The following is a 22,782-nucleotide window of genomic DNA, read 5'->3' as shown; positions in this document are numbered from 1 at the left end:
CTTTCAGACGTTCATAGGTTAAGCAGGACTATTTTCTTAAGCGCTTTCAAGCCAAGGAGGGATAAGGGTGGAACAAAAGGCTCAACAATTTGAACGTTCATTAAAATTGAAGCATCTTGTTTTTATTGGATTGGCATATATGGCCCCTTTTGCCGTATTTGATACGTTTGGCATTGTATCACAGACGACAAAAGGACATGTACCGGCGGCCTATATATTAGTCACGATTGCTGTTCTTTTCACCGCTTTTAGTTACGGCAAGATGGTCAAGCAATTCCCTCAAGCGGGGTCAGCCTATACGTATACAAGGCAAACGATGCATCCGGGACTTGGTTTTCTCGTCGGGTGGGCGTCTTTGCTCGATTATATCTTTATGCCTATGATTAATGCACTGCTGGCAAATGTTTATCTTTCAACAGGATTTCCCAACGTTCCCAGATGGGTGTGGATTGTCGGGTTAATACTCTTAATCACAATCATGAATATTGCAGGGGTTAAAATCGCTGTATCCGCAAATATGCTTATGGTGTTATTCCAGCTGATCGTCGCGATTGCTTTTATCGTTTTGACGATTAGAGCCATTGTTGAAGGCGGTACGGGGCATTTCTCATATCAACCAGTCATTTCTGATCACATGTCTTGGTCGGCGGTCATTGCCGGCTCTTCTATCCTGGCTTTGTCTTTTCTAGGATTTGATGCTGTCACAACCCTTTCGGAAGAAGTTGTCGAACCGAAAAAGAATGTGCCAAGAGGGATATTGCTCATTTCCTTGTTCGGCGGCCTTTTCTTTATCATTGTGACATTTTTTATGCAATGCTTAATACCGAATGTATCCGTGCTGAAAAATATTTCAGGAGCCTCTCCAGAAATCGCTAAATTGATAGGGGGGACTTTGTTCCAAGCGATTTTTCTTGCCGGTGCATTTGTTTCTGTTACAGCTTCGGGACTTGCTGCACAGACTAGCGCATCACGGCTTTTATATGCGATGGGCCGAGATGGTGTTCTTCCGAAGAAATTATTCAGTTATGTGCATCCAAAGTTCAAAACACCAGTATTTAATGTTGTCATATTAGGGGTTATAGCACTTACCGCGTTATTGCTGAATTTAAAAACGGCAACGTCATTTATCAATTTCGGTGCGTTTACTGCTTTTTCGTTTGTTAATTTATCTGTTATTGCCTTTTATTTTAAACAAAAGAAGCCGCACACATTAGGCTCTATCATTGAATATATCATCATCCCTCTCATAGGTTTAGCGGTTAATGTATATTTATGGTTTCATTTGGACCGCGATGCGATGATTCTTGGGTTAAGCTGGATTGCGGCAGGGTTTGTATACCTTTTATACCTTACGAAATGTTTTACTAAAGAACCGCCCGAATTTCACTTCGATGAATCTGAGGCTTTGGCCGCTGAGCCGGAATCAATGAGCGGTTAAAAAAAGATAAGAGATTATTATGTCATGTCAGCCGTCAATGGCTGGCATTTTTTTGATTAACATTGGCCCCTTTTGGATAAACGAAAAGGAATCATTGGTTCGAATAAATAATGGCCTGCATATTAAAAATTTTATTATCCGTTTATGGAAGGGTTGGTTTCATGAGGTTGGCATAAAAATTGCAAAATAAAAAGTGATTAAAAAAATAAAAATATTGAAAAAGGTGTGGTCAAAATTGGAGCAAAATAACGTAAAATTAGTCCGTTCGCTAAAGTTGCGGCACATTGTCTTTCTCGGTTTGGCTTATATGTCCCCGTTTGCTGTATTTGATACGTTCGGCATTGTATCTGAAGTCACAAAAGGGCATGTTCCCTTGGCTTATATACTCGTGACGATTGCTGTTTTGTTTACTGCGTTCAGTTACGGTAAAATGGTTAAATTGTACCCCGCAGCCGGATCCGCATATACTTATACAAGTCAGACGATGAACTCGGGATTGGGTTTTCTTGTCGGCTGGGCATCGCTGCTTGACTATCTTTTTTTGCCAATGATAAATGCGCTTTTGGCAAACGTTTATTTGTCTTCGGGATTTCCGAATGTACCCAAATGGGTTTGGATCATCGGTTTAATTTTATTAATGACGACAATGAATGTTATCGGCATTAAAGTGGCCGTTTCCGCAAACGTTCTAATGGTGACCTTCCAGTTTTTGGTTGTTTTAATCTTTGTTATTTTAAATATTAGAGCCATTATTTTTGGTGGTCATCATTTTTCGTTTCATCCTTTTTACACTGACCACATATCATGGGGGCCGGTGATTTCCGGTGCATCTATTCTAGCTTTATCCTTTTTAGGATTCGATGCAGTGACCACGCTTTCGGAGGAGACCATTGAGCCGAAGAAAAATGTACCGAGAGGCATTTTTTGTATTGCCATGGCTGGCGGGGTTTTCTTTATTGCAGTGACATACTTCATGCAATGTCTGTTTCCGAACGTGGCATCATTACAGAACGTTTCCGGAGCATCGCCGGAAATAGCAAAATATATCGGAGGAACGGTTTTTCAATCTATTTTCCTTGCCGGTGCCCTTGTGTCAGTTACGGCATCAGGTTTGGCATCACAAACAAGTGCATCGCGGCTTTTATATGCGATGGGCCGCGACGGCGTTTTAACAAAAAAACTGTTCAGCTATGTCCATCCCCGGTTTAAAACACCGATATTCAATGTGATTATTTTAGGTATTTTAGCGCTTGCAGCATTGTTCTTAAATCTTGCAACCGCTACATCATTAATTAACTTTGGAGCGTATACGGCATTTTCGTTTGTCAATCTATCTGTTATTGTTTATTTCATTAGAAATAAAAAGAAGTATACGTTCCGTTCCGTCATCAGCAATATTATTATTCCCCTTGCCGGTTTTGCTGTTAATGCTTATCTGTGGTTCAGCTTAGACCGCCATGCGATGATAATGGGGCTTTGTTGGTCGGCTGTTGGAATTGTCTATCTTGTATACTTAACGAGAGGCTTTACTAAGAAGCCGCCGAAATTTGATTTTGATGAAACGGAATCAGTGAGCGGGTGAAGGGCAGTTTATATAGAAATAACACGGCAGTCTTCAAAACAAAGGCTACCGTTGTTTGGATCACTCGCTTTAATCATATTTGAATAAGTTATTCATGATTGCATAACCCATATCATCTATATTAAAAATATCATTAATTTTCCGTATATTTAACCTTGGCATAATTCTTGCATAATTATTAAGTGAAATTCGACTTCATATAGAGGAGTGAAAGACTTATTGCAGAATCATAACATTTCATTAGACCGAACATTGAAACTTTTGCCGCTGGTTCTTTTCGGACTTGCCTACATGGATCCGATGACAGTTTTTGAAACTTATGGTGTTGGTGCTAAAACCAGCCATGGCATGTTAGCCGGCGCCTATTTATTAACTTTAATCACCATGCTGTTTACCGGCTTCAGTTATGGGAAAATGGTCAAAGCGTTCCCGGTGGCGGGTTCTGCATATACGTATGTACAAAAATCAATTTCACCGCATTTAGGATTTGTCGTCGGCTGGGTCATTCTTCTTGACTATGTGCTTTTGCCAATGATTAATATGCTGATTGCCGGTACCTATTTAGCTGAGGTCTTTCAAGATATTCCGAGACAAGTTTGGATTTTATTCATTATAGTTGTTGTGACAGGCGTTAATATTGTTGGTATGAAATTAAATACAAAGGTCAACGGCATTCTTTTATTTTATGTTGCACTTGTTATGTTTTTCTTTTTTTCTTTATCCATAAAAGCTCTTATCAGCGGGACCGGAGAAGGAACGGTATTATCGATTCATCCATTTATGAACGCGGATGGTTCGATAAAAAATGTCATATCAGGCGCAGCGTTGGTGAGTTTATCCTTTTTAGGCTTCGATGCGATTACAACGTTATCTGAAGAAACGATAAATCCAACGAAAACGATACCTAAAGCAATATTGTTGGTTTTATTGGCTGCAGGCATTGTTTTTGTCGGAGTTGCCTATTTCGCCTATCTTGTTCATCCTGACATGACAACTTTCGAAAATATTGATACCGCTTCCACGAGTGTTGCCAAAGTTATCGGCGGCCATCTATTTAGCGCTGCCCTTTTAGCCGGGATTGTTACGGCTACTTCAGCATCTGCCTTAGCCGCCCATGCCAGTGCGGCCAGGCTTTTATTCGTAATGGGACGTGATAATGTCTTTCCTAAAAGGGTTTTCGGCTTTATCCATCCTCGTTTTAAAACACCGATTCTTAACCTTTTGATCATTGGTTTGCTTTCATGTGTCGGTTTATTTCTGAACCTTGATACAGCATCAGCTTTAATAAATTTTGGTGCTTTCGTTTCGTTTATTTTCGTGAATATCTCCGTAACCGCTTATTATTTTATCAAGAAAAAAGATCGCTCAATAATAGGTGTTATAACGAATCTTGTTTTCCCGATGACTGGAGCGTTAATGACTTTGGCGCTTTGGATTAATTTAGGCTTTGGCTCATTATCTGTGGGGTTAACTTGGCTTTTGATCGGTATTATCTATCTCATATTTTTAACAAAAGGATTTAAAAAGCATCCGCCGCAATTCGATTTGTCAGATGCGGATGAGAATGATGATATACAAAAGGAAATAACAAGCGCATAAAATATTTGAAGGTGGAGATATCCGCCTTCTTATATTTGTAACATCGTTTTCTAACTCTATAGACAGGATTTTGACACCTATTGCCGAATTATAAAGTAAGAGGGGTGATAGAAGTGGAATACGAAAAAGACATAGTTTTGAAAATTGAAAAATATTTTCATAAAGATCAAGACAGGACACTTATCAATGAAGCCTTTCAAAGCATCGGATTGTTTTTAGCTGAAATTAAAAACGGAGTCGGACTGACAAAAATAGGAGAACGATTGATCATATCAACTTCTCCGTCTGGAAGTTTACAGTTTTTTAAGTTGGGAAACAGGAGGATATCCTTTAGGAAACACGATAAAGAGATACTAGTCAGGGTTTCTGATAATGGTGTTGAAAAAATATACGATACAATAAAACTTATCAATCCGAAAGAATTAAAAAGCGAAAAGTACCAGAAAAGCTTTTCAAAAGAACTGATATATCATTATATCATGGATAATTTCAAAGATATCTTAGACTAAGCACCGAAGAGGCCGGTGCTTTTAATTTTGATCAGTTCCCCTCTGCAAACAGTCAGTTTCAAAAGGCATTGTTTTGATATAAAATAAAAGTTAGATCATGATAGAAAGGGGCTGCCAAAATGCAAACAATGATGAACAAAAAAATAAGGCCCATTTTTAGTATTCCTATAAATCTAGCAGAAACAGAATTGAAGAAACAGCTTAACCGCATTAATGAACCATTTATATTTTTGGAAAAGGATGAGCGCCCTTTTGCATATGTCAATTTAAAGGACATTCCTGCCGATGATAAGAATCGATCGCATTTAACGATAGACGCACTGAAATCCAATGCTGTTTCATTGGACAAAGCGGCTCATTTAGAACCCGATAAGACCATCTCATTGCCTTTTATATTTCAGATTCTGGGAGAGCCTATTGCATTAGTAAAAAATAATGAAGATGAACTTGCCGGCTATTTGAAAAGAGAAGATGTCCTTATTGAACTTTTTAAAGAAGATAATAAGATTACGAACATCTTAAAAGTAATGTTGACATCCATTCCGATGGGGATCTTTGTCATCGACCGCAATAAAAAAATTGTGAATTTTAATGAATCGGGACTGCGGATGATAAAGTCCTCATCTGAAAAAATGCTGAACGCTGACGCTGACTCAGTTTTTAAAAAGGAACATATTGACAGTGTGTTTGAAACAGGAAAGACTTTGCTTAATCAAATACTTGTCAATGATGAAATTGGCATTCTTGTCGATTACAGCCCGATTATCATTTCGAACGGGCAGGTCGATGGATTAATAGTCGTTGTTCAAGATTTGCCGATGGTTGAAGAGATGGCCATGGAGATAGAATCGGTTAAAAATCTTAATAGGGATCTCAACGCCATCCTTTCTACGATATACGACGAAATTATTGTTGTTGATGCAAACGGGGTTATCCTTCGTTACAGCGACCATTTTATTTCTGAGTTTTGGGAAGGCGATCTAAAGGATCTGGTTGGAACAAATATTCTTGATATGGAGGAGAAGGGGAATTTCAGCCCATCGGTTGCCAGATTAGTCCTCGAACAGAAAAAGAAAGTTTCGGTTGTCCAAGAGACACAAAACGGAAAAAAAGTGTTGGCAGTAGGCAATCCTATCTTTGATGAGGAAGGCAAGATTCACCGAATTGTGATCGCTTCCAGAGATATTACCGAAACATCAGAGTTAAGATCTAAATTAAAGGAAATGCAAAAGATTTCAAACAAATATAAAGAAGAACTTGATAATTTCAAAAGTAAAGATCAATTTTTGAAAAAAGTCATTTATTGCAGTCCAAAAATGGAAAAATTAATGATGCAGGTAAAGAAAGTTTCTGATTTTTCTTCGACTGTTCTTATTTATGGCGAATCCGGGGTAGGAAAGGAATTAATTGCAGAGTCTGTTTATAGATTAGGTAAGCGTTCTGATCAGCCGTTCTTAAAAATAAACTGCGGCGCCATACCGGAAAACTTGCTGGAGAGCGAGTTATTCGGCTATACAAAAGGTGCATTTACAGGCGCCAATGCTAATGGGAAGGTTGGTTATTTCCAACAAGCGAACCATGGCGTTTTGTTTTTGGATGAAATTGGCGAAATACCGCTTCAGCTGCAAGTTAAACTGTTAAGGGCTCTGCAAGAAAAAGAAATCATTCCGATTGGAAGCACTAAGCCTGTTAAAATTGATGTGCAAATCATTGCCGCAACAAATCGTAATTTAAAAGAAATGGTGGAAAAAGGAACGTTCCGGGAAGACTTGTTTTACCGATTGAATGTTATTCCATTAAGGGTGCCGCCGTTAAGAGAGCGATCAGAAGATATACCGTTGCTGGCGTTTCATTTTCTCCAGCAATTAAACGAGCAGTACGGAAAGAATTATCATTTTTCGCCGGATGCCCTTAATTTATTAGAAGTATACTCATGGCCAGGAAATATTCGGGAATTACAAAATTTAATTGAACGGGTATTCGTTACAACCGATGAAGAAAATATCACCGCTGATTTTGTCAGCCAGTTCCTAAACTTTGAAACAGTCGGTCATAAAAAGCCGATCATTACTGATATTTACCCGCTTCAAGAAGCCCAAGAATATGTTGAAGAACAATTGATTATGCTTGCGATGAAAAAATACAGAACAACGACGAAAGCAGCTAAGGCTTTAGGGATCAGCCAATCATCTGTCAGCAGAAAATATCAAAAGTTATTAAAAAGGCAAACACAGTCAAAATCTATAGAGTTATAAAAGGCTTGATCGTGTATGCAGTGACGGTTAAGTTATGCAAATACGCATAACCTAACCGTTTTTATTATTTTTTAATCATGCCTGCTGGAACCCGTCTTAAAGGCGGCGTTATTTCCCAAAAGCGTATCATGCCAACAATCAACCCATTATTTATTGATTTAGAAAAAAAGGAATTTTAAATATATATGGGTTTGGCATCGAACTTGCATGAATAATGGCGAGTGAAGAAATAAAAATTCAAAGGGGAGAGTAAACCGTGCTGGATTTGAAAATGTATATTAATGGACAGTGGCGGGACTCGAAAGAAAAAAGAAACGTGATTAATCCTGCTAATGGTGAAGTGATAGCTCAAGCAGCTGAAGGTACGATCGAAGATGCAAGAGAGGCTATCAGCGCTGCAAGAGAAGCTTTCGAAAGCGGCGCTTGGTCCGAATTGCCAGCTGTTGAACGTGCAAATTATTTACTTAAGATTGCAGATAAAATTGAAGAACGGCATGACGAATTAACCAAACTGGAAACAATGGATAATGGCAAACCTCATCGTGAGGCCGGCGGAGATATCAGCGACGCAGCATCCTGCTTCCGCTATTATGCGGGATTGATCAGATCGCCGGAAGGCGGTCAAGTATACGATGTTCCTGAACCTGTTCAAGCGATGGTCGTTAGGGAACCTGTCGGCGTTTGCGGCCTGATCGTTCCGTGGAACTACCCGTTGCTAATGAGCGTTTGGAAACTTGCACCGGCTTTGGCGGCAGGCAATACAGTGATTTTAAAGCCTTCTGAGGTTACGCCGATAACAGCTGTTAAATTGTTTGAAATCTTTGAAGAGGTTGAACTTCCAAAAGGCGTTGCCAATTTGGTTTTAGGTCAAGGAGCTACCGTAGGTAATGAACTTGCCGAACACAAAGACGTCGATATGGTTTCCTTTACAGGCGGTACAAAAACAGGCAGACACATTATGCAAGCAGCAACAGGCAATTTGAAAAAAATCTCCCTCGAACTCGGCGGGAAATCACCAAATATCATTTTTGCCGATGCTGACTTTGAAACCGCTGTCGACTATGCTCTCCTTGGCATTTATTGCGGCACGGGCCAAATTTGCTCAGCGGGTTCGCGCGTTCTTATTGAAGAAAGCATTTATGATAAATTCATTGACCGCTTTGTTGAACGGGCCAAGAAAATTCGAGTCGGTGCCGGCGATAATGAAAAGACAGAAATGGGACCGCTTGTCAGCGAAGAACATATGAACAAAGTGCTGAAATACATTGAGATTGGCAAGGAAGAAGGCGCGCGGCTTGTCTGCGGCGGAAACCGTCTCACTGAAGGCGAATATGCAAAAGGATATTTTGTTGAACCTACAGCATTTGCTGATGCGGCACCGGATATGCGAATTGTTCAAGAAGAAATTTTCGGACCTGTCGTCGCTTTCCAAAAATTCAAAGATGAGGAAGAAGCTATTAAATTAGCAAACGGCACGGACTATGGACTGGCCGGCGCTGTATTTACACAAGACGGCGCCAAAGCGATGCGCGTGATTAAAAAGATCCGATCCGGCATTACTTGGGTGAATACTTATCATCCAACTTATAATGAAGCGCCGTGGGGCGGCTATAAGCAAAGCGGTATCGGCCGCAGCTTAGGTACGTTTGGATTAGAAGAGTTCCAAGAAATAAAACAAATCAATATCAATTTACAAGTTGAACCGACTGGCTGGTTCGAAGGTTAATCATTTCACCTATAGATTTTTGCAAAAAGATAAGGGAGAGAATAAAATGAGTACACAAGTAAAAGAACATAATAAAAATTATGAAGAAGTAAAGAGTTATCTTGAGAAGGTTCTTAATCTTATTGAAAAAGATACCGTATCAAAAGAAGACGCTGAATGGATTACAAAAGAAACAGTTGAAAATTTCCGCGACCATGTAAACCCAGGCTTTCTCGATTATCGAAAAACAGTTACAAAAGATACCCAATTCGCAGCCGTGGAATGGTCCGACAGCGGTTCCCGCTTTAAAGATGTTAACGGCAAAGAATATATTGACTGCCTAGGCGGCTTTGGCATCTATAACGTCGGTCACAGAAATCCGAAAGTCGTTCATGCTGTTGAAAAACAATTGCATCGTCAAGCGCTTCACAGCCAAGATTTGCTTGATCCGCTGAGAGCCATGTTAGCAAAAGTATTGGCTGATATTACGCCTGGCGATCTCAAATATTCATTCTTTGTCAACAGCGGTACTGAGGCTGTTGAAGGTGCTCTAAAACTGGCTAAATCATACAGCAACCGAACCACTTTCATCGCTGCGACGAAAGCTTTCCATGGCAAAAGCTTAGGCTCGCTTTCCGGAACTGCGAAATCAGTCTTCCGTAAGCCGTTTCAACCTCTTGTCAACGGCTTCCGTCACGTACAATTCGGCGATATCGATATGCTGAGAAAAACAATGGAAGCATGTGCAACGACCGGCGATGATGTTGCAGCTGTTATTTTAGAGCCGATCCAAGGCGAAGGCGGCATTATTATCCCGCCGGAAGGCTACTTGAAGCAAGTCCGTGAACTTTGTGACAAATTTGGCGCATTGCTTATTTTTGACGAAGTGCAAACTGGTATGGGGCGGACTGGCAAAATGTTCTGTGCTGAGCATTCTGAAGTTGTTCCGGATATTATGTGTCTTGCAAAAGCATTTGGCGGCGGGGTCATGCCTGCAGGTGCGGTAGTCGCAAAAGAAGAAGTCTTTAAAACTTGGTTCCCTAATCCATTTATTCATACGACAACATTCGGCGGCAATCCGTTAGCATGTGCGGCAGCTTTAGCGACTATTAATACTTTAATTGAAGAGAAACTTCCTGAGCGCGCTACAGAAGTTGGCGAATACTTCATTAACGGCTTGAAGGAAAAAGCCAAAGGCCACGAGGACAAAGTTCTTGAAATCAGAGGTCAAGGCTTAATGATCGGCGTAGAATTCCATAAGGATGAAGTCGGTTACGAAGTTTCCAAAGGCATGTTTGATAACGGTGTTCTTGTTGCCGGTACGCTGGTTAACTCGAAAACAATCCGCATTGAACCGCCTTTGACCATCGAATATGCTGAAGTCGATAGAGTCATTGAAACATTTGGCAAAGTACTAGAGCAAGTCAAAGCTTAATAAAAATATAGCGGGATAGACGGAGGGTTAAATGCCCTCTGTTTTTTTTATATACCGATCTTCACAGGCTGCATTCTCTTAAAACATCAATTAAAAACTTAAAAAGAGCAGAGGAATCGCTAAATATCAGTAGAAAGTTATTTATAGGAAACAAATAGGAGGGAAAAAGATGTCGAAACTGACGGGGTTTATAAGCGATGAAAGCTATTTTTGGCATCAGACAGGGAACGGTGCGCTAAATATTCGTGCCGGCGGTTGGGTTCAAGAAGATACACATGCTGAAAATCCTGAAACAAAGCGGCGGGTTAAAAATCTTCTTGAGCGGTCGAGATATATCAATGAATTAAAGGTAATGGCGCCAAGATCCGCCGCCCGCGAAGACATTGAAATGAACCATCACCCGGAGTACATTGACATGGTCAAAAAACTAAGCGGCGAAAACGGAGGTGATGCCGGTGTTCACGCCATTGTCGGCCCCGATTCATACGAAATTGCTTTACTATCGGCCGGCGGTGTGTTAACAGCGGTCGACGCGGTAATGGAAAAGGAAGTTCGGAATGCCTATGCTCTCGTTCGGCCGCCTGGACATCACGCCGAACCGAATGAAGGCATGGGCTTTTGTTTGTTTAATAATGCCGCAATAGCTGCAAAATATGCCCGGAAAAAATACGGCTTGAAACGCATTCTCATCTTAGATTGGGATGTCCACCACGGCAATGGAACAGAAAGCGCCTTTCGTTTTGACCCGGAAGTATTGTTTATTTCTATTCATCAAGAAAATATCTTTCCAAAAAATCGCGGACATATCACTTACACTGGGGAAGGAGCGGGCGAAGGTTTTAATGTCAATATTGAATTGCCGGCAGGAACAGGCAACGAAGGCTATCTTTATGCGATAGAAAAGGTTGTTGAGCCTATTGTCGATCAATTTAAGCCAGAATTGATTTTGGTTTCCGCCGGTCAAGATCCGAGCCGCTTTGATCCTTTGGGGAGAATGCTCGTTACGGCAGAAGGCTTTTACCAAATGGCTCTGAAGGTCAAACAATTGGCTGAAAGACATTGCGGCGGACGCTTGGCCGCATGTCATGAAGGAGGCTACAGCACCGCCTATGTGCCTTTTTGTACCTTAAGAATAATAGAAGCCTTGAACGGCAAGCGCTGTCAAGTTGAAGATCCTTTTGATTTGGGCTACCACGAAGGGCCTCTATATCCTAATCAAAAAGAAGCTGTTCATAAAGTCATAGCTATTCAATCTTCTTATTGGGACTTTTAAAAAGCTGTCACTGCGGTACATTCAATAATGCCGTAAAAACAACCGATGCTGGCTAGGAAAACGACCTCACATCCTAGTCAGCTCGGCATAAATATCATCCAGCAGCAAAAAACGGCCTGTCTAAAGGGGGCAAATGCCTCAAACTCTTGGAGGAATAACATGAAACTTGAAGATCTTCGTGTTTTTAGTCAGGTTACATCAAAAGTTTTGATGATAAATAACAAAAAGTATCATTTTACTTGTTGTTTTATCCTCATTATAATCATAATAAGGGATTTAGAATATCGGCTTTGATCAAGAATTTTAGGAGGGACAGTGATATGTGGCATGAAAATGAATTGGCGGAATATTTAGATATAAGATATCCAATTATACAGGCTGGGATGGCCGGGGGCGTTACAACGGCTGAACTGGTTGCGGCTGTTTCCAATGCCGGCGCCCTTGGCTGTCTTGGCGCCGGATATATGAATCCGGAAGACATGAGGAAGAGTATTCGCCAAATCAAACAGCTTACGGAAAGACCCTTTGGCGTCAATGTATTTATTCCGGAAGTACCAAAGGTCTCAGAAGAAGAAATAAATAAAGCTAATGATTGGCTCCGGCCGTTTCGGGAGGAATTGAACATATCAGAACCTCCTGAGGTGAAACAACCGGATGCGCATCTTTTTGAAAAGCAAATAGAAGTTATTGTTGAAGAACAGGTTCCCGTATGCAGTTTTACATTTGGTATACCGCCTAAAAAAGCAGTTCAGCAGTTAAAAAAAGAAAAAATTACGGTGATAGGCACTGCTACGACAGTAAGAGAAGCGATAATGAATGAGGAAAACGGCTTGGATATGGTGGTTGCACAGGGCAGTGAAGCAGGCGGGCATCGCGGGACTTTTAACGGAGGATTTGAGGAAGCAATGATCGGAACAATGGCTCTTGTCCCGCAAGCTGTGGATCATGTCAATATTCCAGTGATTGCCGCCGGCGGGATAATGGACGGCAGAGGGGTTTTAGCGGCGCTAATATTAGGGGCTAAAGCTGTTCAAATGGGGACGGCCTTTGTCACAAGTGTGGAAAGCGGAGCCAATGTCCGGCACAAAGAAACGATATTAAAGAGTATCGAGGAACAAACGGTGGTGACTTCAGCATTTAGCGGAAAACCGGCACGCGGCATACGCAATGCATTCATTGAGACAATGGCTGAACATGAAAAAGAACTTCCGGAATATCCGGTGCAGAACACATTAACAAAGACGATTCGAAGCGAAGCGGCAAAACAAAATCGGCCTGAGTGGATGTCGCTTTGGTGCGGGCAAGGTCCGCGCTTAAGCAAACAACGATCCGCCGGCGAAATCATTTCAGACATCGCTGCTCAAGTTGATGACATGATGACTTTTAAGTTATAAAACGGCCTTTTGCAAAACTTAGAATACAAGAAGGGCACTGAACGAAAGCGCCTGTCATGAGATTGTTAGAATATGAGTGATATTGGATTTAATGATAGGTTGGCTGGAAATTGTCAAGTTGTGAACGGATAAGGCATATTGTTCTTAATAAGCGGTTAGAAATCCTTCAACTCGTGCTGTTGAGGGATTTTTTGCATGCCAGCCTAGAAAGTTATTTATTCAGATAATTTGAAATTGGCGGCTATTTCCTTTAATGTTAATTTAATAATTCGCGAAAAAGGAAATATATATCGAAAATGAACAAGGGGGAGATGAAAAATGGAATTTGAATTCATAGCCCGGCTTGTTTTAGCCGGAGTCCTTGGAGCGCTCATTGGATTTGAGAGGGAGAGGCGTTATAAAGAAGCCGGGCTCCGGACTCACTTTTTGGTTGCTGTGGGAAGCGCCCTTATTATGATCATTTCAAAATACGCTTTTAATGATATCTTGCATCACGATAAGGTGGAACTGGATCCAAGCCGTGTTGCAGCACAAGTGGTCAGCGGCGTCGGCTTTTTAGGGGCAGGCACTATCCTTGTACAGCGTGCATCTGTTCGAGGTTTAACAACAGCGGCTGGCTTATGGGCTACTTCTGCCGTCGGTTTATCGGTCGGTGCCGGCTTGTACTTGGTAGGGGTTCTCGGCGCATTGCTAGTGCTTTTAGGATTGGAAGTGCTGAACCTCTTATTTAGATCGGTTTTGCCTAATAAAACGTATAAATTAACAGTTTCTGCTTATTCCAACGAAATAACATCGCAAATTATAGATATTTTAACTGCTGATAATCTGACCGTTACTGAGTATCAAGTCAACTTAAAACAAGTTGAAAACGAAACGCTTTATGTGATGAACTTTCAGCTTAAACCTGAAAAGGCTATTCAGGAAAATCAAATCACAAAGGATCTGCAAAATTTGCCCCATATAGAATCCATTAAATTTAAATAACGGCAGATCTTCAAATGAACCAAATAGAATAAAACCAATTGGATGCAAAGAAAAATTAATAATCTGAACAATAAAGGGGGAAAGTCCATGTCAACCGCCGATATGGACTTTTCTTGCACCTTGCAGCATCAAAATATCTTATAAGTGACACTAATGAACAAAAAAAGACTATTCTTTACAAGAGACAAGATATAAATTAAGATGAGTATTGTTAACGAAAAAATCATAATCTTCTAATAGGGGTGAGAAAATGCATGGAGAAGAAGTACAACGCGCAGTAGCAAAATGTATGCCGTGGATACTGTTATTCAGTTTTTTCTTCACATTTAATGAAAACGCCTTCAATCTGATTGCGCCAAATCTATCAAACCAATTCGGTATCTCGCCTTCAACGGTTAGTTTAGTTGTCACCGCGGGCAAATTGTCTTTTGGCATTACTTCAATCGTTTTTGCAGCCTTGTCTGATTTTGTAAGTATAAGGAAAATGATACTATTTACTTGCTATTCTTTCCCGATCGTCACTTTATTGGGCGTTTTTTCTGAATATAGTTTTGCTTTATTAGTGATTTTTCGAATTTTATTCTGTGCAACAATTTCTGCTCCTGTGGCTTTGCAAATTATTATTGCGATGAAGTATTGCGATAAGTTAACGGCAGCCAAATACTTTGGCTATAATACGGCCGTTTACCAAATTGCTTCTGCAAGCGGAAATTTATTTGCCGGCTATATCACTGAATATTTGCATTGGAATATGACGTTTCTTCTGCCGTTAATAACGTTAATCGGCGTTCCGGTTATTCTGAAAAATTTGCCGAAAGATGAAAGCAAAAAAGGTTCATTTGATTTTATAGGTATCATTTTAGTTACAGTCATCACTGCAGGCCTCATCATATTTATGACATTTAAAATGAAATACCCATTATTCCTCATTGTATCGCTGGTTTGTATGGCGGTTTTCTATATTCACATGGTAAAAAGCAAAAATCCGTTAATAAAAATAGAACTTTTCAAAGTGAAAGGTGTCGTATGGTCGCTGATTGTTTGTTTGTTATTTTATGGAACGGAAATCGGTTTTACATTTTTATTCCCTTTTATCATTACGAAAATATACGGCATGTCCGTTAGTACCTTAGGCGTTTTCTTTACCATAACAAATATCGCTGCTTTTATCACGGGTATGATGACAGGACGGATGATTAAATTAACAGGTTATCGTAACATTACCCTATTAGGCGGATTATTGATCTTCTCCGGTCTTGCGATGGTTGCATTATTAGTCGGCTATTCGGCAGTTTTCATGTTTTTGGGAATGGGGCTGTTTAACATCGGCTATACACTCTTCTTCGCAGGTTATCTTACAAACTATACACAGTTATTGCCGCTGGAGCAGCGCGGTGTTGGCGTTGGTTTAGAAAAATTAGTGATGAACATTGGAAGTTCGCTGGGCGGCGCATTCATTGCGATGCTGTATGGACAGCCTTTTATGAATATTAGAATAATCGATTTCTCCGGTAACAAGTTAACCGCGCCATTTAGCAACGCTTCCCTTATCCTGATGTTTTTAATTGCTCTAGCAACAATCATCTTTGTAAAAGTATTTGATAAAAAATTTAATAAGATTGATAGGATGGAAGCTTTGCATTTAGAGTGAACCGAAACAAAGCGGGCGCCGAATAATCTTTATTGTTCAGGAAGGTTATAAGGCGCTTTCTTTAAAATGTCAAACAGGGTCTTGCCTTCTTTCTCTCTAATTTTTCATGGAGGCATAGACAAGGATTTATACGTTAAATGAATGCTTGGGGGTTATAGTGATGACACGTTTGATGGGGATTCAAGAACTGGCCCAGCAAGTTGCAGACGCGATTTCCGCAGCCTTAAAAATAGAAACAGAAATTATAGACGAAACCATGACAGTTGTTGCTGCAACGGGTCAATGTAAAAAAAGAATCAACACAAAAGAAGAATACGGCGAGAAGGATGCGGGTTATTTATACGGCAGGGTATTAACAACAAATAAGGCTTATGTCGTAGAGGATGCCCGCAATGATCCGACATATGATCCATCTTTTTCAACCGGTCAAATTGAAGAGGTTGCAGAAATTTGCTGCCCGATTGAATACAGCGGAGAAGTTATTGGAGTGATCGGGCTGATCGCTTTTAATGAGACGCATCACCGGCGTTTAATGGATAATAAAGAACATATGCTGAATTTCTTGCAACGAATGGCGCAATTGCTGACGAGCAAGGTTTCGGAAAGGGAAGCTGTGAAACAATGGAAGCTCGCGACCAATAAACTTAACACATTGATTGAATCCATTCATGAAGGGATAATCGCTATCGACGAAAAGGGGATCATTACCCATTGCAATCGAACAGCTGAGATATTAATTAGACAGCAGAAAGAATCGTTAATAGGAAAGGAAATTGAGGAAATATGGAAAGGCTCCCCGATGCTTAATGTCTTAAAAACAGGAAAGGGCTATACGGAAAAAGAGGAAATCTATGATTTTAACAATCATCATATGCATTTCGTTGTAACGGCCATGCCAATTAGAAATCAAGTAAAAACGTACGGTGTCGTTTCTTCTTTTAGACGGATGGCAGACGTGAGAAAACTTGCCTATTCATTGACCACCAGCCGGAAAGGCCTGTCATTTTCGGATATCATTGGGGAAAGCAAGGTATTGAAAAAGGTCAAGAAGCTGGCGATGCAAGTCAGCCATAGTGACTCTAATATTATGCTGACTGGAGAGAGCGGAACAGGAAAAGATTTTTTCGCTAACGCCATTCATACGGCCAGCCCGCGGGCAAATGGACCGTTTATATCAGTCAATTGCGGCGCCATTCCTGAAACTTTGCTGGAAAGTGAATTGTTTGGCTATGAAAAAGGAGCATTTACGGGAGCGAATAAGGAAGGCAAAATAGGCAAGTTTGAAATGGCTGACGGGGGAACCATTTTTTTAGATGAAATTGGCGATATGCCTTTGCACTTGCAAGTGAAATTACTACATGTCCTGCAAAATAAAGTGATCGAACGAGTAGGCGGAAGAAAAATGATTCCGGTGGATGTGAGAGTTATTGCCGCGACAAATAAAAGTCTGGAAACCATGATCCAAGAAGGTGAATTCCGCTCTGATTTATATTTTAGACTCAATGTGATTCCGCTTCATATCCCGCCTTTGCGCAAGAGGAAGGAAGATATACCGCTGCTTATGGAGCATTTTTTGACTGATATTAAGGGGAAACTCGCAAAATCAATCGATGGATTTCAGCCCGAAGTGATCGCGTTGTTTCAAAATTACAGATGGCCGGGAAATGTCCGCGAATTAGAAAATGCGGTTGAATATGCTGTTAATATGGAGACAGAGAACATCATTTCTGCCGCAAGCATTCCGGCGAAAATTGCCAGTCAACAAAAAGCAGCTGCTCAAGCTGAAGGTTCGCTGAAAGAACGTTTGCGCAGAGAGGAAAAAAAGATTTTAAAAGACATGCTTAATGAATATGGAACATCTTTAAAAGCCAAAAAAGATATTGCTTCACAATTGAAAATCAGCCTGGCAACATTATATAGAAAACTTGAGGAGCACGAAATTCTCAATAATGAGAATAAATTATCAAAATTGAGAAATTAGTGGCAGGTTTGTGTCTTTTAAAGGAAACGCTTTAATTTTATAAAATCGTCTCGCTGGAAACTTATCATTTTTGAGAAATTTTTTATTTTAATGATAGGTGCGTCTATATGAATGACTGCCATTTCTAATAAGCTAACACCTTGAAGCATCAGGCATGAGGCCTGATTTGAAAGATCTTTCTCATTAAAAGCAGCCATTATATCAATCTGGCATTAAATTTGCATAGAAAATGATGAAACCATAAATCTAACAAGGAGAATTTAAATGATGAGAAAGAGTAAAGAACAATGTCTGCAAAGTGCGGAAAACATTCTTTCATTGATTCAAAGCGAAACGCTAAGTGAAGAACAAAAAGAACAAGTGGTTGAGGATTCGGTTTATAACTTTGAAAACTACGTTAACAAAGCTATTTTAAAACATAGAAAAGCTGCGTCAACAGACTTTTCATTTGTTGAATGGGAAGACGAAGGGGCGGTTTTCCGCGATACAAAAGGCAAGGAATTCATCGACTGTTTGGGAGGCTATGGCGTTTATTTATTAGGCCATCGCCATCCTAAGGTTGTTAAAGCCGTTGAATCACAACTGAAACGTTATGCCTTGCACAGTCAAGAATTGGTAGATCCTCTTCGCGGGTATTTATCAAAATTAGTTGCTGAGATGACTCCCGGTGATTTAAGATATTCATATTTTGTTAACTGCGGGACGGAAGCCAATGAAATGGCGCTGAAATTAGCCCGTCTTCACACAGGGAAAAAGTGGTTTATTTCAACCGTCGGCGGATTTCATGGCAAAACGATGGGATCTTTATCGGCGACAGGCAAAGCCGATTTCCGCAAGCCGTATGTACCTTTGATTCAACAATTTCAGCATGTTGAATACGGTGATGCTGATGCTGTGGAAAAGGCCATTCGCCATTTGCAGGCTGTCGGTGAAACGGTTGCGGGCGTTATTGTTGAACCTGTTCAAGGCGAAGGCGGCGTCAACATCCCTCCTTCTGATTATTTCCCTCGTCTGAGAGAGATTTGCGATCAGTACGATTGTTTATTAATCGTTGATGAAGTGCAGACAGGAATGGGGCGAACCGGAAAATTATTCGGTGTAGACCATTATGATGTCGTTCCTGATATTATGACACTGGCAAAAGCATTTGGCGGCGGAGTGATGCCGATCGGCGCTATGGTTGCTAGGGAACACCTTTGGGAGAAAATGGAGGAAAATCCGTTTTTGCTGGGTTCTTCAACATTTGGCGGCAACCCTCTTTGCTGTGCAGGGGCGATCGCCGGCATTAAGACGATTTTGGAAGAAAATATTCCGGAGCAGGCTGCCGAAAAAGGCGAGTATATTTTAAATAAGCTCAAAGATATTCAGGCGCGCTTCCCTGAAATAATGACTGATGTCAGGGGTATTGGCTTATTAATCGGCATGCAATTTGCCGACAATGATCTTGGTTTTGAACTGGCGAAAAAATTATTTGATGATCATATTCTCGTCGGCGGAACGCTGAATAACGCCCGGGTGATTCGCATTGAGCCGCCTGCCGTCATCTCTTATGAGCAAATCGACACAGTGCTTTATGCGATTGAAAAGCATATAAGCGCCATGGCAAAATCATATATTCACGCCTAAAAAGCTTGACAGTGCCGCCAATAGTTCATTCGGCGGTACTGTGATGATATCATTCTGAACATCAATCCACAGCAATTTGTTGATTATATTTTGAACAGAGAGGAAGGTACTATGACAAAAACTTTAGTCAGCAGCGTTAATAAATTATATATTGACGGTAAATGGGAGGAGGCATCAAGCCGAGAGACAATACCAGTCTATAACCCAGCGACAGGCGAGGTGATCGCTGAAGTTGCCTCAGCGAATGCAAAAGATGCTGAGCAAGCGATACATGCTGCCCGGCAGGCCTTTGATAAAGGTCCGTGGCGTGATGTATCCGCTTACGGACGCGCTGAGCTTCTATATAAGCTGGCAAATAAGATTGAGAATCATCGCGACGAATTGGCCCGGCTTGAAACAGAGAACAATGGAAAAACGCTGCGTGAAAGTTTCGGAGATATAGACTTTACAGTAAGAACATTCAAATATTATGCAGGGCTGGCTGCCGCTCCTAATGGAGAAACGATTGAGGCCGATGCGCCTTTAACGTCAAAAGTTGTTCGTGAACCGATTGGGGTATGCGGGCAAATTATTCCCTGGAATTATCCGCTCTTGATGGCCGCATGGAAACTTGCGCCGGCATTGGCAGCAGGTAATGTTTGCATTCTAAAACCTTCAGAACTTACACCCCTTACAGCCATCCGATTATTTGAATTCATAGACGAAACAGGCTTTCCGCCCGGCGTCGTTAATTTATTAGTCGGCTTTGGCCCCCAAGCCGGTCAGCCGCTTGTCGAAAGTCCGTTGGTTGACAAGATTGGTTTTACCGGGGGCACGGTTACCGGCAAAACCATATTGCAGCACGCCGTTGGCAATTTGAAAAAAGTTTCGCTGGAACTCGGCGGAAAATCGCCAAACATTATATTTGCTGATGCAGACTTTGAAAGCGCTGTCGATTATGCGATGTTTGCCATTTTCAACAATTCAGGCCAAGTCTGTTCTGCAGGATCTAGACTGCTGGTAGAACAATCTATTTATGAAGCGTTTGTTGAAGAACTCGTCAAACGTACGAAAAAAATCAGGGTTGGAAACGGATTCGATGAACATTCGCAAATGGGACCTTTAATCAGTCAAAAACAGATGCAAAAGGTTCTGAATTATATTAAAATTGGCATAGATGAGGGCGCGGAAATAGCTGTCGGCGGAAACCGGCTAACTGACGAAGAGCGAAAAAATGGTTATTTTATCGAGCCGACGATTTTTGTCAATGTAGATCCAAAATCACGGATAGCGCAAGAAGAAATATTCGGTCCCGTTCTATGCGTCATGCCTTTTGAAACAGAAGAAGAAGCCTTAGAGCTGGCCAATGGAACGCCATATGGTCTTGCGGCAGGAATTTTTACAACAGACGGTGCGAAGGCGGAAAGAGCGGCAAAAGGCATCCGAGCTGGCGTCACATGGATCAATACATATGAGCAAAATCTCATTGAAGGGCCATGGGGCGGCTATAAGCAAAGCGGTCTAGGCAGGGAACTGGGAACTTATGGGCTAGAAGAATATACAGAAGTTAAACAAATCATTAATAACTTAAATGTTGAGCCAACGGGCTGGTTTAATTAAAACTTCATAATTTATACAGTCTCTCTTAAAATAAAGGATGGTGCATAAAAAATTGATATAACAAAGGAGGGCTGATGATGCCTGATTCCTCTAACGCAAAGCTGAAATCGAACGCTATCAATATGTTTGATAATACTGTCGTCGGTATCGCATCAACTGCTCCGGCCTATTCGCTCGCGGTGTCGTTTGGATCTCTAATCGTCATTGTTGGTTTTATGTCGCCGGCAGTGCTGCTGATTAATTTTCTTCCTATTCTCGGTATTGCCTGTGCTTTTTATTACATGAACAAGTACTACGGACCAAGTGCCGGCGGCATTTATACATGGGTTGGCGGCGGATTAAACCCGCATTTAGGCTACATGGCGGGCTGGGCCATTATCGCTGCCGATGTATTGCAGCTCATCTCCGGATCTATTCCGGTTGGGACTTATACACTTGATCTCTTTGATCCCAGTTTGGCGAATGATACATTATTAGTATCCTTGATTTCAGCCGCTTGGTTTGTTCTTGTCTCTTTAATTGTCATAAGGGGGATCGAAATTACAATAAAATTTCAATGGGTGCTGCTGCTTATCGAATATGTCGCATTAATCGTCTTTGCGGCGATTGCTTTGTATCACGCTTATGCTTTAAATGTGCCGGGATCAAGCCATATTTCATGGAGCTGGTTCATATTTCATGGTAATTTTGCTACGTTTGCCAGCGCGACGACCATCGCTGTCTTTTTCTACTGGGGTGTTGACAGCATCACTAATCTTGGCGAAGAATCTAAAGACGCCGCGACGAATCCGGGCTGGGCAGGCATATGGGCAACAGTCGGTTTATTAGTCATTTTTATGATTGTTGCCTTATCTATTCAAGCGCTGCTGCCGGCCAAAGTGATTGCTGAGCATCAAGCGGATATCCTTAACTACGTCGCAACACGGCTTGTGCCGTATCCATGGAATGACATCATGATTCTCTGTGTGATGTCATCTACACTGGCGACATTAGAGACGAGTTTGCTGCCGACAGCGCGTGTCACATTAGAAATGGCCCGGGACAAGGTATTCCCAAAAGCATTTGCCCGTGTTCATAACACTTGGAAAACGCCTTGGCTTGGCACAGCCATTATTGGATTGATCAGCTTAATCGGGATTTTTCTGCTTAATCTGAGTTCCGGCGTTGGCCATTTCTTGGACAGTGCCTTAAATAATGCAGGGATTATGGTCGCCTACTACTATGGAATAACCGGTATTGCTTGCGCATGGTATATGAGGCGGAATTTGCGAAATTGGTCGACAATCATCCTTGGATTTATTTTTCCTTTATTAAGCGGTATGTACTTGCTCATAGTGGGTGCTGAAGTGCTTATTGAGAGCGGGTTTACCAGTTCGCTTCCGGCGCTGCTGTCATTTGTGATCGGCATTCCTATTATGATTTACTACGCCATTAAGGAAAAAGATTGGTTTAAACGTCCGCTTAAGCAGCTGCCCCGCATTGACATCAAAAAATTTAGTGAAGACCCTATAGAGTATCAAAAGGAAATTGAGCAAATGAACCCGAAACCAAATGTATAACATCTTGAACGATCCGATCTAGGGAGGGGCGTCTCTCCCGGCGGCTTATTTAAACTTTCAGCGGTTTCAATGAATTTTCAGCTTTAAGGGAGGTGAGAAGCAAACCAACACACGGAAAAATATAGAAACGGGAGGCGGGACATTCAAGCAGCCTAAACTCTTACTGAATCGGCGAATTTTCTTGAAATGGAA

The 22,782-nt window shown here is 41.2% G+C and carries 15 protein-coding genes; all 15 read left to right on the top strand.

The genetic code is table 11. From position 1 onward, the window contains the following. The first annotated feature begins 67 nt into the window (after positions 1 to 67). The 15 genes from JOD45_RS12115 (at position 68) to JOD45_RS12045 (ending at position 22,590) form a co-directional block, all read left to right on the top strand. Entirely contained in the window at positions 68 to 1,438 is a 1,371-nt protein-coding gene (locus JOD45_RS12115) for an amino acid permease (RefSeq protein WP_205004157.1), read from the top strand. 235 nt (positions 1,439 to 1,673) lie between these two features. Further along, a complete protein-coding gene (locus tag JOD45_RS12110; RefSeq protein ID WP_239549249.1) occupies positions 1,674 to 3,020 on the top strand; it encodes an APC family permease in 1,347 nt (448 codons plus the stop codon). 219 nt (positions 3,021 to 3,239) lie between these two features. Then, positions 3,240 to 4,619, top strand: coding sequence for an APC family permease (locus JOD45_RS12105; protein WP_239549248.1), 1,380 nt, complete (start codon positions 3,240 to 3,242; stop codon positions 4,617 to 4,619). Between the two features lie 113 nt (positions 4,620 to 4,732). Then, on the top strand, positions 4,733 to 5,128 hold the full coding sequence (locus JOD45_RS12100; RefSeq protein ID WP_205004156.1) for a hypothetical protein: 396 nt from the start codon (positions 4,733 to 4,735) through the stop codon (positions 5,126 to 5,128). Between the two features lie 119 nt (positions 5,129 to 5,247). Beyond that, positions 5,248 to 7,383 (top strand): sigma 54-interacting transcriptional regulator, encoded by a 2,136-nt coding sequence (locus JOD45_RS12095; protein WP_205004155.1) that lies wholly within the window; start codon positions 5,248 to 5,250, stop codon positions 7,381 to 7,383. A 256-nt stretch (positions 7,384 to 7,639) separates the two neighbouring features. Further along, a complete protein-coding gene (locus JOD45_RS12090; RefSeq protein ID WP_205004154.1) occupies positions 7,640 to 9,109 on the top strand; it encodes an aldehyde dehydrogenase family protein in 1,470 nt (489 codons plus the stop codon). A gap of 46 nt (positions 9,110 to 9,155) precedes the next feature. Then, a complete protein-coding gene (locus JOD45_RS12085) occupies positions 9,156 to 10,523 on the top strand; it encodes a putrescine aminotransferase (RefSeq protein WP_205004153.1) in 1,368 nt (455 codons plus the stop codon). A 169-nt stretch (positions 10,524 to 10,692) separates the two neighbouring features. Then, positions 10,693 to 11,796, top strand: a complete 1,104-nt coding sequence (locus JOD45_RS12080; RefSeq protein ID WP_205004152.1) for a class II histone deacetylase — start codon at positions 10,693 to 10,695, stop codon at positions 11,794 to 11,796. Positions 11,797 to 12,116: 320 nt separating this feature from the next. Next, positions 12,117 to 13,190: an NAD(P)H-dependent flavin oxidoreductase gene (locus JOD45_RS12075; RefSeq protein WP_205004151.1), complete on the top strand. Its 1,074-nt coding sequence runs from the start codon at positions 12,117 to 12,119 to the stop codon at positions 13,188 to 13,190. A 318-nt stretch (positions 13,191 to 13,508) separates the two neighbouring features. After that, positions 13,509 to 14,174 carry an MgtC/SapB family protein gene (locus JOD45_RS12070; protein WP_205004150.1) on the top strand — a complete coding sequence of 222 codons (666 nt, stop codon included), beginning with the start codon at positions 13,509 to 13,511 and terminating at the stop codon, positions 14,172 to 14,174. A 250-nt stretch (positions 14,175 to 14,424) separates the two neighbouring features. Then, complete coding sequence (locus tag JOD45_RS12065) at positions 14,425 to 15,825, top strand: MFS transporter (protein ID WP_205004149.1); 1,401 nt, start codon at positions 14,425 to 14,427, stop codon at positions 15,823 to 15,825. Between the two features lie 160 nt (positions 15,826 to 15,985). Then, on the top strand, positions 15,986 to 17,806 hold the full coding sequence (locus JOD45_RS12060; RefSeq protein WP_205004148.1) for a sigma-54-dependent Fis family transcriptional regulator: 1,821 nt from the start codon (positions 15,986 to 15,988) through the stop codon (positions 17,804 to 17,806). Positions 17,807 to 18,073: 267 nt separating this feature from the next. Then, positions 18,074 to 19,432, top strand: a complete 1,359-nt coding sequence (locus JOD45_RS12055) for a putrescine aminotransferase (RefSeq protein WP_239549247.1) — start codon at positions 18,074 to 18,076, stop codon at positions 19,430 to 19,432. 111 nt (positions 19,433 to 19,543) lie between these two features. Next, positions 19,544 to 21,031, top strand: coding sequence for an aldehyde dehydrogenase family protein (locus JOD45_RS12050; RefSeq protein WP_205004146.1), 1,488 nt, complete (start codon positions 19,544 to 19,546; stop codon positions 21,029 to 21,031). A gap of 77 nt (positions 21,032 to 21,108) precedes the next feature. Then, positions 21,109 to 22,590, top strand: coding sequence for an APC family permease (locus JOD45_RS12045; RefSeq protein WP_205004145.1), 1,482 nt, complete (start codon positions 21,109 to 21,111; stop codon positions 22,588 to 22,590). Positions 22,591 to 22,782 lie beyond the last annotated feature (192 nt).

Source organism: Scopulibacillus daqui (assembly GCF_016908855.1).
Lineage (GTDB): Bacteria > Bacillota > Bacilli > Bacillales > Sporolactobacillaceae > Scopulibacillus_A > Scopulibacillus_A daqui.
The sequence above is the reverse complement of the archived record's forward strand: the minus strand, read 5'-3'. Positions and strand labels throughout refer to the sequence as shown.